Source organism: Plantactinospora sp. WMMB334 (genome assembly GCF_049179095.1).
Lineage (GTDB): Bacteria > Actinomycetota > Actinomycetes > Mycobacteriales > Micromonosporaceae > Plantactinospora.
The window spans coordinates 1,608,778-1,621,590 of the sequence record NZ_JBMHME010000002.1; the positions used below are offsets into that span (position 1 = coordinate 1,608,778).

The window sequence follows — 12,813 nt, forward strand, 5'->3', positions numbered from 1 at the left end:
TCGGACCCGGCCCGCCTCGCCAGCCGGTCCGGCGACACCGCCGACCACGTCCGCGCTGGTGGTTGTCGCGGCGAACATCGATTCGGCGAAAGGGAGCGCGACCGTGCGGGAGATAGTCGGGGAGAGCCTGGCCAAGCGGCTGGTGGAGTGGGGCGTCGACACGGTGTTCGGACTGCCGGGCGACGGCATCAACGGGCTGATGGAGGGCTTCCGCCGGCAACGGGAGAAGCTCCGGTTCGTCCTCGTGCACCACGAGGAGGCGGCGGCCTTCATGGCCGCCGGCTACGCGAAGGCCACCGGGCGGATCGGAGTCTGCGCGGCGACCTCCGGGCCCGGCGCCATCCACCTGCTCAACGGCCTCTACGACGCGAAGCTCGACCACGCGCCCGTGCTGGCCATCACCGGCATGCAGGAGACGGCGATGCTGGGTACGCACTACCAGCAGGAGGTGCACGTCGACCGGCTCTACTCGGACGTGGCGGACTACAACCTGATGGTGACCAACCCGCAGCAGATGCCGGCGGTCGTCGACCTCGCGATCCGCAACGCGCTGAGCAAGCGCACCGTGTCGCACCTGACCTTCCCGAACGACATCCAGGTGGCCGAGGTCGACGAGGATCCCTACCGGCACGTCGGTCCCGGTGCGCCGCCGGCCAGCCTGCCGAACGTGGCGCTGCCGCCGCTGCCGCCCGAGGCGGAGCAGTTGCGCCGGGCGGCCGAGGTGCTGGGCGCCGCCCGCAAGCCGGCCATCCTGGTCGGCGTGGGCGCGCTGCACGCCCGGGACGAGGTGATCGCGCTCGCCGACCGGCTCGGCGCCCCGGTGGTCAAGACGCTGCCCGGCAAGGCGGTCCTGCCCGACGACCATCCGCTCACCACGGGCGGGCTCGGGCTGCTCGGCACCAGACCGAGCGAGGAGCTGATGGAGGAGTGCGACACGCTGGTGATGATCGGCACCTCCTTCCCGTACGGGAAGTTCCTGCCCCAGGCCGGCAGGGTACGGGTGGTGCAGATCGACGTCGACCCCTCGCTGCTCGGGCTCCGCCTGCCGGTCGAGGCGCCGGTCGCCGCCGACGCCAGGCTCGCCCTGCAGGGGCTGCTGCCGATGGTCTCCGCCGGTGACCGGAGCTTCCTGGAGAAATACCAGCGGGCGATGGCGGACTGGCGGCAGAACATGACCGCGCTCCAGGACGCCGACCGGGACCCGATCGCCCCGCAGTACCTCGCCGGCTGCATCGACCGGTTCGCCGCCGACGACGCCATCCTCACCTGTGACTCCGGCACCATCGCCACCTGGGCGGCTCGGCACTGGACGATCCGCGGCGACCGCCAGTTCTATCTGTCGGGGAACCTGGCGACGATGGCGCCCGGCCTGCCGTACGCGATCGCGATGCAGCACGCCTTCCCGGGGCGGCAGGTGATCGCCTTCGTCGGCGACGGCGGCTTCGCCATGCTGATGGCCGAGTTCCTCACCGCCGTGCGGCACGAGTTGCCGATCAAGGTCGTCATCAACAACAACAACTCGTACGGGCAGATCCTCTGGGAGCAGATCGTGCTCGGCTATCCGGAGTACGCGGTGCGGCACCGCGAGCCCGAGGCCGACTTCTCCGCCTGGGCGCGGGCCTGCGGGGCGTACGGGATGAAGGTCAGGGATCCCGGCGACGTGGCCGGCGTGCTCGAGGAGGCCCTGGCGCACCCGGGCCCGGCGCTGGTGGACTGCGACGTCAACCCGCACGAACCGCCGATGCCGGGCAAGGTCAACTACGAGCAGGCCAAGCACTTCACGGAGGCGTTCCTGCGCGGGCAGCCGCACAAGGCCGCCACCCTCGCGACCGTCGCCCGCGACAAGATCAACCAGCTCCGCTCATGACCAGGACCCGACTACCCGACCCGGTGCGGGTACGTGCGCCGGGAGACGTGCCCGAGGTCGACGCGGCGGCGCTGGAACGCGACCTGGCCGCCGAGGTCGACGGGGAGGTGCGCTTCGACGCCGGCTCCCGCGGGGCGTACTCGACGGACAGCTCGAACTACCGGCAGGTGCCGATCGGCGTGGTGCTGCCCCGCACCGTGGAGGCGGCCGTCGCCGCGGTGCGGGTCTGCCGGCGGCACGGCGCCCCGATCACCTCCCGGGGCGGCGGCACGAGCCTGGCCGGCCAGTCCACCAACACGGGCGTGATCATCGACTGGTCGAAGTACTGCCACCGGCTGGTGGCGGTCGACACGGACCGGCGTACCTGTCTGGTCGAGCCCGGCATCGTGCTGGACACCCTCAACGACAGGCTCACGGAGACCGGCCTGGAGTTCGGGCCGGAGCCGGCCACCCACAGCCACTGCACCCTCGGCGGGATGATCGGCAACAACTCCTGCGGGGCCACCGCGCAACGCACCGGCAAGGTGGTCGACAACGTCGTCGAGCTGGAGGTGCTGCTCTACGACGGCACCCGGATGTGGGTCGGCGCGACCTCCGACGAGGAGTACGCCCGGATCCAGGCGGAGGGAGGTCGTCGGGCCGAGGTCTACCGGCGGTTGCGCGCGCTCCGTGACGCCCAGGCGGAGGAGATCCGCACCCGCTATCCCGACATCCCGCGCCGGGTCTCCGGCTACAACCTCGACAGCCTCCTGCCGGAGCAGGGCTTCCACGTCGGTCGGGCCCTGGTCGGCAGCGAGGGCACCTGCGTGGTGGTGCTGCGCGCCCGGCTGAGGCTGGTGCCGGTCGTGCCGGCCCGCACCCTGGTGGTGCTGGCATATCCGGACATCGCCGTCGCCGCCGACGCCGTGCCGGAGATCCTGCCGCACCGGCCCATCGCGCTGGAGGGCATCGACCGGGCGCTGATCGGCTTCCAACAGCGCAAGCACCTCAACCCGGACGCGCTGACGCTGCTGCCCGAAGGCGGCGCCTACCTGCTGGTGCAACTGGGCGGCGACCGGCCGGAGGAGGCCACGGCGGCCGCCGACGGTCTGCTGCGGGCGCTGGGCAAGCGGCGCGACGACCCCGGCGTGGGCTACTTCGACGACCCGGAGCAGCAGAGGCAGCTCTGGCTGATCCGGGAGTCCGGGCTCGGCGCCACCGCGCGGGTCCCCGGCCTGCCGGACACCTGGACCGGTTGGGAGGACTCCGCCGTCGCCCCGGCCCGACTCGGCGGGTACCTGCGCGACCTGCGCGGGCTCCTCCGGGAGTACGGCTACGGGCAGGCGTCGCTCTACGGGCACTTCGGGCAGGGCTGCGTGCACACCCGGATCCCGTGCGATCTGGTCAACCCGGACGGGGTCCGGGACTACCGCTCCTTCCTGGAACGCGCCGCCGACCTGGTGACCCGGTACGGTGGGTCGTTCTCCGGCGAGCACGGCGACGGGCAGGCCCGGGGCGAGCTGCTGCCGAAGATGTTCGGTGAGCGGCTGGTCGACGCCTTCGCCCAGTTCAAGGCGATCTTCGACCCGGACGACCGGATGAACCCTGGCAAGGTCTCCGGGCCCGACCCGCTCGACAGCAACCTGCGGCTCGGCGTCGACTACGACCACGGCGACGTCGCCACGCACTTCGGCTATCCGCACGACTCGGGCAGCTTCAGCCGGGCCGTGCTGCGCTGCGTCGGGGTGGGCAAGTGCCGCCGGGAGGGCGGTGAGGTGATGTGTCCCTCCTACATGGTCACCAGGGAGGAGGAGCACTCGACCCGTGGCCGGGCCAGGCTGCTCTTCGAGATGCTCGACGGCACCGCCCGGGGCGGGCCGATCGCCGACGGCTGGCGCTCCGACGCGGTCCTGGACGCGCTCGACCTCTGCCTGGCCTGCAAGGGGTGCAAGGCCGACTGCCCGGTCAACGTCGACATGGCGACCTACAAGGCGGAGTTCCTGGCGCAGCACTACGCCGGCCGGCTGCGCCCCCGGGCCCACTACTCGATGGGCTGGCTGCCGCTGGCCGCCGCACTGGTGGCCCGGACCTCGCCCCGGCTGGTGAACGCGTTCGCCCGGGCGCCGGGGCTGGGCTGGCTGGCCAAGAAGGCCGCCGGGGTCGACCCGCGCCGGCAGATGCCGCTCTTCGCGCCGACGAGCTTCCAGCAGTGGTTCGCCGGCCGTACCCCGGGCGGCACCGGCGAGCGCGGCGAGGTGGTGCTCTGGCCGGACACCTTCACCAACCATCTGGAGCCGGGCGTCGCGCGGGCCGCGGTGGAGGTGCTGGAGCAGGCCGGCTGGCGGGTACGGGTGCCGGAACGTCCCGTCTGCTGCGGCCTGACCTGGATCTCCACCGGCCAGCTCGACGTGGCCAAGCGGGTGCTGATGCGTACCGTCGAGACGCTCCGCCCGCACCTGCGGGCCGGCACCCTGGTGCTCGGCCTCGAACCCAGCTGCACGGCGGTGTTCCGGGCCGACGCCGAGGAGCTCTTTCCGCACGACCCGGACGTCGAGCGGCTGCGCCGGCAGACCGTCACCCTCGCCGAGCTGCTCGGCGCGCACAGCCCCGGCTGGAAGGCACCCCGGCTGGCCCGGACCGCACACGTGCAGCGGCACTGCCACCAGCATGCGGTCCTCGGCTTCGACGCCGACGCCGCGCTGCTCGCCGGTGCCGGCGTCGACGTCGACCTGCTGGACTCCGGATGCTGCGGGCTCGCCGGCAACTTCGGCTTCGAGCAGGGGCACTACGAGGTCTCGACGGACTGCGCCGAGCGGGTGCTGCTGCCCGCCGTACGCGACGCCGGCCGGGCGGACGTCGTGCTGGCCGACGGCTTCAGCTGTCGTACCCAGATCGCCCAGGGCGACGCGGGCGGGCGGGGCGCCGTACACCTGGCCGAACTGTTACGCGCCGGGCTGCGCGGCGACGACGGCCGGGCGGAGCCCGAGCGGCGCTGGGCCGACCGGCCGGAGCCGCCGTCCCGGGCGGCGCGCGTGGCGGCGGTCGCCGGTGCGGCAGGTGGTCTCGCCGCCACGGCGCTGGGCGTGGCGGTCTGGGCCGGCCGGCGGATGTGGCGGTGAGCGCCCGGACGCCGCTCCGTGGCGCGGACGTCCTGCCCGGACGGGTGCCGGAGTCGGACGGGACCACGCAGCGGTGGCGGGTGGCGTGAGGGTGCTGCCGCACGGTCCACAGCCGGGCGGCGGACGTGGTCCGGAGCCGGGCGGAGGGCGACAGGACGCGGCCGGCCGGCCGCGCGGCGACGACGGGCGCGGTGGCCGGACGGGGTCGCTGCGGCACCGGATGCGGTCCGGTGGGCTGGTCACGGTCCAGCTCGGCGACCGGGCGGTACGCCGGGCGCTGCGGCACCGGATCCACGGTCTCGCCGCCGAGGCCAGCTTCTGGACCATGCTCTCGATGCCACCGCTGCTGCTCGCCCTGCTCGGCCTGATCGGCCAGCTCGAGGGCCTGCTCGGCCCGGGCACCGCGGGCCGGGTCGCCACCGCGATCCTGCGCTGGGCGGACGGCGTCTTCACCGACCAGACGATGGGTACGGTGATCGGACCGCTGGTGGAGAGCACGCTCCGGGAGGGGGACTCCGGCGTCGTCTCCGTGGGGCTGATCCTCGCGCTCTGGAGTGGCTCGGCGGCACTGAGCAACTACGTCACCGCCATCACCCTGGCCTACGGGATGGACGGGCTGCGCAGCTTCTGGCGTACCCGGCTGCTCAGCCTGGCCCTGTATCTGGCCGCGCTGGTGATCGGGGTGGTGCTGCTACCGCTGCTCGTGCTCGGGCCCGAGCTGTTGGAGCGGCTGCTGGCCGGGGTGCCCGGTCCGGATCTGGCCTGGCTCGTCCCGGTGGCATACTGGCCGGTCGTTCTGGCGCTGTCGATCGCCGCGCTCACCTCGCTCTACCACGTCGCGGTGCCGACCCGGACCCGCTGGCGCAGGGACCTGCCGGGAGCCGTCCTCGCGTTGCTGATCTGGGTGGCGGGCAGCGCGGCGCTGCGCGGCTACCTCGCGTCGAGCCTGCGCACCGACACCGGTCCGGCCGCGGCGCCGATCGCGGTCCTGATCTTCTTCTTCGTCACGGCGCTGGCGGTGCTGATCGGTGCGGAGGTCAACGCGGCCGTCGACGCCCGCTGGCCGGACCGGTCCACCCAGGAGGGCCGCCGGGACGCCCGCGAGCGTCGCCGGGACGCCCGCGAGCGCCACGGGGAGCCGGAAACCGCCGAGGACGAGCCGGAAACCGCAGCAGACGAGATTGACGCCGCCGGCAACGAGCCGGAAGCCGCAGGAGACAAGAGAGAATGACCGCAGAGCACTGGCCGTTACCGCTCTCCGCCCTCGCGCTGGCCGGCGCCCTCCTCGCGATCGTGCTGGTCGGACGCCCGCTGGCCCGGACCGCGGACGAACTCGCCGACCGGACCGGGCTCGGCGAGGCGGTCGCGGGTGGACTGCTGCTCGGAGCCGTGACCTCGCTGCCCGGGATCGGGACCATCGTGACCGGCGGCCTGCGCGGCGACGCCGAGTTCACCCTGGCGAACCCGATCGGCGGCATAGCGGTCCAGTCGGTCTGGCTGGCCATAGCCGACCTGCTCTACCGGCGGGCGAACCTGGAACACGCGGCGGCCTCGCTGGAGAACATCATGCAGGCGCTGGTGATGATCGCCCTGCTCAGCCTGCCGGTGATCGCGTACGCCACGCCGGATCTGCGGCTGCTCTGGGTCCATCCCGCCAGCCTGCTGATCCCGCTCTTCTACGGCTACGGCCTGGTGCTGATCCGGCGCCTGCGACGCGAACCGATGTGGCATGCCGAGCAGACGCCCGACACGCGGCAGGACTCGCCCGACACCACCGTGCGGACCCGGACCCCGGTGCTGTGGTGGCGGCTGGCGGCGCTCGCCGTCGTGGTGGCGGCCACCGGCTACGTGATCGGCGAGGCGGGCCTGGGCATCGTCGCCGGCACCGGCCTGCCGAGCGGGCTCGTCGGGTTCACCCTGACCACCATCGTGACCTCCGCGCCGGAACTGATCACGCTGCTGGCGGCCGTGCGCATCGGCGCCATCACGCTGGGCGTGGGAAACATCCTCGGCGGCAACATCTTCGACTCCCTCATGCTGCCGCTGGCCGACGCCGCGTACCGACCCGGGCCGATCTACGCCGCCGCCGGGCCGGCCGGCCTGCTGCTCACCGGGGCCACCCTGCTGATCACGGCGACGCTCTGCGCCGGATTGATCCTCCGGGAACGACGTGGGGTCGGTTTCGAGGGCGTGGCGATCCCCGCCATCTATGTGGGGGCCGTCGCCCTGCTCTTCACCCTCGGTTGAGCGGAGGACGCGACGAGCCCACTCGCACGGGCGGCCGGCGATCGTCCGTCCTGCGGTGCCTCCTCGGGATCGTCTGTCCTGCGGCGCCTTCCCGGGATCGCCGGGCCCGGGGCGGGTGTCGTTGGCGGGCGGTCCACTGTGACCGTTGCCAGCCGGCCGGTCGTGCCGCCGGCAGGTGGTCGGGTTTTCCGGATTCCCGCGCCGGGTAGTTGGTTCACATCCGACAACCATCAGGAGGCGCGAATGAGTCGGCGTACCGAGTACCACGTGGTGCCCGAGGCCAGCGGCTGGAAGGTGGAGCACGGCTCCCAGGTCGTCGGCCGCTACGACACGAAGGACAGCGCGCTGAGCGCCGGCCGCGACACGGCACGGGCCAACCAGCCCAGCCAGCTCGTCGTGCACCGGCAGGACGGCCAGATCGAGACCGAGCACACCTACCAGGACGACCCCTTCCCGCCCGCCGGATGATCCCGGCGCGCCTGCGGCTCACGTGACACCAGCGACGGGGCGCTCCCGGCGAACCACCCCATACCACCCACGTGCGGCCACAAACATGAGCGAGTGTTATTTCTTCTCTGCCGGGTATGTCGCGCCATGCGGTATCCCTGCCGGGAAGCGTCCGTGCCGTCCGTGGGTGTCCTGGTCGAGCTGGCCGATGGCCCGCTCGCCGGCGGTCATGTCAAGTGCTGGGAACGGTTCGCCGGGGCCGCCGCCTCGATCGATCCGGCTGATCTCGGCATCGACCTCACCGTCTATCTGCTCGGTCGGCGCGAGGAGGCGCGGCATCTCTCGTCCGCTGTCCGGATAGTGACCCTGCGTCCGATATTCGGCAACAGGGCGCTGGCCCGGCACCTCGGCGGGGTCGACGCCACGGACCTGACCCCGCACCACCCGCGCCTGGCGACCCTGCTACCCCGCCACGACGTGTGGCACCTGACCCACGCCTTCGGCTTCGCCGCCACCGCGGCCCGACTCGCCAGGCGACATCCGGACCGCCGGCTCACCGCCTCGCTGCACACCGACGTACCGGTGCTCACCGCCGCCTACGTCGACCAGATCATCCGGGCGGCGGCACCGCCGCGTCCCGACTCCGCCCACGACGACGCCGGCAGCCCGCTCGCGCGGCTCGCCGGTCACCTGGCCCGGCGCCGCCGGGACCGGTTCCTGCGCCTGTGCGACACCGTGCTGGTCGCCACCGAGAACGAACGCGCCGAGATCGCCCGCCTCGTCGGTCCCGGCCGGGTGGCCCTGCTCGGTCGCGGCATCGACGCCCGCCGGTTCCCCGCCGTCACGGACGGGACGGCGCCCGCCGCACCGGCGCACCCCGGCCGGTTCGTCGTACTCTTCGTCGGCCGGGTCGACGCCTCCAAACGCGTCATGCTGCTCGGCGAGGCCGTACGCATGCTGCGCGCCGCCGGCCGCCCCGTGCAACTCGTCGTCGCCGGCAGCGGCGCCCAGCAGGCCGCCCTGGCACGACTGCTCGGCGGATCGGTCACCCTGCTCGGCCAGATTCCGCAGGAGGAACTCGCCGCCACCTACGCCGGTGCCGACGTGCTCGCCTTCCCCTCCCGCAGCGAGACCGCCGGCAACGTCGTCGCCGAGGCCATGGCCTGCGGCCTGCCGGTCCTGCTACCGGCCGGCGCCCGCACCACCGCCTGGTTCGCCCGGCCCGGCACCGACGGCATCACCGTCAGCCCCGACACGCCGGCCGGCTGGGCCACCGAACTCGCCCGACTCATCGACGATCCGACGCGGCACCGCGCCATCGCCGAGGAGGCCGCGCACACCTCCCGCACCCGGCACCGCACCTGGCAGCAGGTCCTCACCGAGGACCTGCTGCCCGTCTGGACGACCCGGACCACACACCAGGCCACCCCGTCCCGGCACCTGCGGCACACCGGCTGACCCACCCTTCACCGTGGGACCGTGCCGGAGCGGTCGGCGGCCCCCTTCACCGTGGGACCGTGCCGGAGCGGTCGGCGGCCCCCTTCACCGTGGGACCGTGCCGGAGCGGTCGGCGGACCCGGGACGGGCGGCCTTCTCCCGCTCGTGCAGTGCGGCGAGCCTGGGCGAGGTGTCCAGCAGCACGATCCCGGCGAGCAGCAGCAGCACGCCCGCGCCGGCCGCGGTGCCGGCCAGCCAGCCGGCCCGCACCGACTCCCCGAACAGCGCGACGCCGATGACCACGGCAACCGCCGGTTCCACCGCGTCGATGACCGGCGCACTCGCGGCGAGCGGGCCGGCCTGGTAGGCGCTCTGGATCAGGAGCAGGCCGCCGATGCTGGCCACCACCAGCAGGTACGTCTGCCACGCGCCGAACAGCGCGCCGGCCCCCTCGCCGATCCGGTGCACGGTGATGTCCAGCAGGGCCGACTGGGTTCCCATGGTCAGTCCGGCGGCGAGCGCGATCAACGAGGCTCTGGGGCTGCCGGAGACCGTCCGGCCCCCGGCCAGTGCCCCGGCCGCCAGGGCGGCGACGATCCCGATGGTCAGCAGCCAGCCGCCGGTGGTCGCCATCGGTGCCCCACCGCGCGGTCTGGCGGCGGCGAGCGCCACGGCCAGTCCCACCGCCACGGCGATCCCTCCCGACCACTCCCGCACGCCGATGCGGCAGCCGCGTAGCCGGGCCGCCAGCGGGATCGCGAAGACGAGCTCGGTGGTGATCAGCGGCTGCACCAGGATCAGCGGGCCGTGTGCGAGGGCCAGCATCTGGAAACCGTACGAGAGCACGGCGAAGCCGAGCCCGACCAGCCACAGCCTGCGCCGGGCCAGCGCCAGCAGCAGGCGGAGTCGCATCCCCTCCTCACTCGGCCGGGCGCTGGCCTCGTGCTGTTGCAGGACACCGGCGAGCGCGAAGCACGCTCCGGCCGCCAGTGACGCGGCGATGGCGATGAGCACCGTCGGGCATTCCCGGCGAACCGGCGGGCAATCCTCGCCGCGTTTGGCCCCGGGGCCGCCGGGTAGCCTCGCTGGTGGCCTACCTTCTGGCGCTCGTCGCGGCGGCGCTGTTCGGTGTGGGCGCCAGCGTGCAGCAGCGGGTCGCCGCACAGGCGCCGGACGAGAGCGTCCTGCACCTGTCGCTGCTCTGGTATCTCGTCCGGCAGCCGCTGTGGCTGGTGGGTGTGGCCACCGCCCTGATCGGCAACCTCTTCGCCGGCTCGGCGCTCGGCATGGGCGGGGTGGCGCTGGTGCAACCGCTGCTGGTGGCCAGGCTGATCTTCGCGTTGCCGCTCGCCGCCCGCTGGAACCGGCGCTCGCTGCACCGGCGTGAGTGGCTCGGCGCCGTGGCCGTGGTCGCCGGTCTCGCCGCCTTCATGGTGGCCGGTCGGCCGAGTCCCGGCGAGAACGGGGTGGAAAGCGACGGGTCCGTGCCGCGCTGGCTGCTCACCGGCGGCACCGTCGTGGCGATCACGGCAGGTCTCGTGCTGATCGCCCGCCGGCTGCGCCCGAACAGCGAGGCGCCGGTGCTGGGCGCGGGCGCGGGCATGCTCTTCGCCCTCCAGTCGGGCCTCACCAGCATGGCCGTCAGCCGGTTCGGCCGGGACGGGCTGCTCGCGTTGCTCACCACCTGGCCGACGTACGCGGTGGTGGCCACCGCCGTGGCCGGCACCCTGCTCGCGCAGAGCGCCTACAAGCTCGCGCCGCTGCCGGCGTCGTATCCGCCGCTCGCCGCCACCGAGCCCCTGGCCGGGATCGCCATCGGGTTGAGCCTGCTCGGCGGCACCCTGGTGGTGACCCCGGCGGCGGTGGCGGTGGAGGCGCTCGGTCTGGCCGTGATGACCGTCGGCGTGTTCGTGCTGGCCTCCTCCCCGCTGGTGACCGGGGCACATCACACCACGGGCCGGCCGACTCCGGACGACGCGACCGTGGAGGCGCACGAGGAGGAGCACCGGCCCCGGTCGTAGCCGGCCGTCACCCGAGTCGACGGTTGAGGTAGCGCTGCTCCGGCAGGCTCGCGGTCAACCGTGCGGCCTGCCGGTAGTGCTCCGCGGCGGCGTCGGGCTCGCCGGCCAGTTCGAGCAGGTGGGCGCGGACGGCGTAGAGCCGGTGGTGCCGTCTCATCGCGGGATCGGCCAGTAGCGGATCGAGCAGGGCCAGACCGATCTCCGGTCCGTGCGCCATGGCGACGGCGACCGCGTGGTTGAGCGCCACGGTCGGGCCGGGAGCAACCCGGCTCAGCATGTCGTAGAGGACGCTGATCTGTAGCCAGTCCGTGGTCTCGTAGCCGGGTGCCTCGGCGTGGACCGCGGCGATCGCGGCCTGGAGCTGGTAGCGGCCCACGTGCCCCCGGGGGAGGGTCCGGTCGAGCAGCGCCACGCCCTCGGCGATCAGGTCGGACCGCCAGAGCGTACGGTCCTGCTCGGCCAGGGGCACGAGTTCGCCGTCGGGGTCGGTCCGGGCGGGCGAGCGGGCGTGGGTGAGCAGCATCAGGGCCAGTGCGCCGGACACCTCGTCGTGGTCGGGCAGCGCGGCGTGCACCTGGCGGGTGAGCCGGATCGCCTCCTCGGCGAGCGGGACGTCGACCAGCGACTCGCCGGAGGTCCGCGTGTAGCCCTCGGTGAAGATCAGGTGACACACGTCGAGGGCGGCGGCGACGCGGGCCGGCAGTTCCCGCCCGGCGGGCATCGCGAACCGCGCGCCCGCCTCCCGCAGCGACGTCCGGGCCCGGCTGAGGCGCTGGCTCATCGTGCGGGCCGGCACCAGGTACGCCGCCGCGATCTGCTCCACGCTCAGGCCGGCCACCGACCGCAGGCTGAGGGCCACCTGTGACGGTCGGCTCAGGACCGGGTGGCAGCAGAGGAGGAAGAGCCGGAGGGTGTCGTCCACCTCGGGTACCGGTGCCTCGTCGGCGGCCGGGGCGGTGCCGGCGTGCCCCGGCCGGCGCGCGGCGTCCAGCGCCTCCCGGCGGATGCGGGCGGAGTCGGCGCGGACCCGGTCGATCAGGCGCCGGGACGCGACCCGGATCAGCCACGCCCGCGGGTCGTCCGGTACCCCGGTGCGCCACCGCGCGGCGGCAGCCTCCGCGGCGTCCTGGACCGCGTCCTCGCAGTCGCCCAGATCGCCGTACCTGCGCAGCAGCGCGGCGTGGACGTGTGGCGCCTCCCGACGCCACACGTCCGCGAGGCTCGGCTGCCCCGGGCCGGCGGGGTGGTTACTGATCGTCACCGCCGGGCCACATCAACGGCCGCAACTCGACCGTCTCGTCCGGGCCGGCGAACCGGGCGGCGACCTCCTCAGCGCGGGCCCGGCTCTCGACGTCGACGAGGAAGAAGCCGGCGAGGTGTTCCTTCGTCTCCGAGTACGGGCCGTCGCTGGCCAGCGGCGTGCCGTCCCGCCACCGGTACAGCCGGGCGGCGGCCGGGTCGCCGAGCGCCTCGCCGCCGACCAGCTCACCGTTGGCGTGGAGCTCGGACATCACCTGCTCGAACTCCTCGCCCAGCCGCCTGCGCGTCTCGGCGGGAAGCGCCTGGTGTGCGGCGAGGTAGTCGCTGGTCGGATGCCCCCATGGCTGCGGGTTCGAGTGGATCATGATCACGTACTTCATCGGGATCACCCTCGGGTCGTGCGACGGCCGTTCCGTCGCTCGACGGGAACGTCGGT

The 12,813-nt window shown here is 73.7% G+C and carries 10 protein-coding genes; 7 read left to right on the forward strand and 3 right to left on the reverse strand.

The genetic code is table 11. From position 1 onward, the window contains the following. Nucleotides 1–103: 103 nt before the first annotated feature. The 6 genes from ACN27G_RS07010 to ACN27G_RS07035 all read left to right on the forward strand — a co-directional run bounded on the left by ACN27G_RS07010 (nt 104) and on the right by ACN27G_RS07035 (nt 9,117). Nucleotides 104–1,867 (forward strand): thiamine pyrophosphate-dependent enzyme, encoded by a 1,764-nt coding sequence (locus ACN27G_RS07010; protein ID WP_421491959.1) that lies wholly within the window; start codon nt 104–106, stop codon nt 1,865–1,867. Then, nucleotides 1,864–4,965 carry an FAD-binding and (Fe-S)-binding domain-containing protein gene (locus ACN27G_RS07015; protein ID WP_421491960.1) on the forward strand — a complete coding sequence of 1,034 codons (3,102 nt, stop codon included), beginning with the start codon at nt 1,864–1,866 and terminating at the stop codon, nt 4,963–4,965. Before ACN27G_RS07010 ends, ACN27G_RS07015 begins: the two co-directional genes overlap by 4 nt. Nucleotides 4,966–5,050: 85 nt before the next feature. Beyond that, nucleotides 5,051–6,196, forward strand: coding sequence for a YihY/virulence factor BrkB family protein (locus ACN27G_RS07020; protein ID WP_421491961.1), 1,146 nt, complete (start codon nt 5,051–5,053; stop codon nt 6,194–6,196). Further along, nucleotides 6,193–7,212, forward strand: coding sequence for a sodium:calcium antiporter (locus tag ACN27G_RS07025; protein WP_421491962.1), 1,020 nt, complete (start codon nt 6,193–6,195; stop codon nt 7,210–7,212). The genes ACN27G_RS07020 and ACN27G_RS07025 overlap by 4 nt, the downstream gene beginning before the upstream one ends. Before the next feature lie 243 nt (nt 7,213–7,455). After that, complete coding sequence (locus tag ACN27G_RS07030) at nt 7,456–7,680, forward strand: DUF2188 domain-containing protein (RefSeq protein ID WP_421491963.1); 225 nt, start codon at nt 7,456–7,458, stop codon at nt 7,678–7,680. A 153-nt stretch (nt 7,681–7,833) separates the two neighbouring features. After that, a complete protein-coding gene (locus ACN27G_RS07035) occupies nt 7,834–9,117 on the forward strand; it encodes a glycosyltransferase (RefSeq protein WP_421491964.1) in 1,284 nt (427 codons plus the stop codon). An 84-nt stretch (nt 9,118–9,201) separates the two neighbouring features. Here ACN27G_RS07035 and ACN27G_RS07040 read toward each other — a convergent pair whose 3' ends face one another. Continuing rightward, on the reverse strand, nt 9,202–10,110 hold the full coding sequence (locus tag ACN27G_RS07040) for a DMT family transporter (protein ID WP_421491965.1): 909 nt from the start codon (nt 10,108–10,110) through the stop codon (nt 9,202–9,204). Between the two features lie 74 nt (nt 10,111–10,184). Between ACN27G_RS07040 and ACN27G_RS07045 the strand changes: the two genes are divergently transcribed. Beyond that, nucleotides 10,185–11,117, forward strand: coding sequence for a DMT family transporter (locus ACN27G_RS07045; protein ID WP_421491966.1), 933 nt, complete (start codon nt 10,185–10,187; stop codon nt 11,115–11,117). A gap of 7 nt (nt 11,118–11,124) precedes the next feature. On the opposite strand, the gene ACN27G_RS07050 is transcribed toward ACN27G_RS07045, so the two are convergent. Both ACN27G_RS07050 and ACN27G_RS07055 read right to left on the reverse strand, forming a co-directional pair. Beyond that, nucleotides 11,125–12,378 carry an RNA polymerase sigma factor gene (locus tag ACN27G_RS07050; RefSeq protein WP_421491967.1) on the reverse strand — a complete coding sequence of 418 codons (1,254 nt, stop codon included), beginning with the start codon at nt 12,376–12,378 and terminating at the stop codon, nt 11,125–11,127. Beyond that, complete coding sequence (locus ACN27G_RS07055) at nt 12,365–12,757, reverse strand: YciI family protein (protein ID WP_421491968.1); 393 nt, start codon at nt 12,755–12,757, stop codon at nt 12,365–12,367. The genes ACN27G_RS07050 and ACN27G_RS07055 overlap by 14 nt, the downstream gene beginning before the upstream one ends. Nucleotides 12,758–12,813 lie beyond the last annotated feature (56 nt).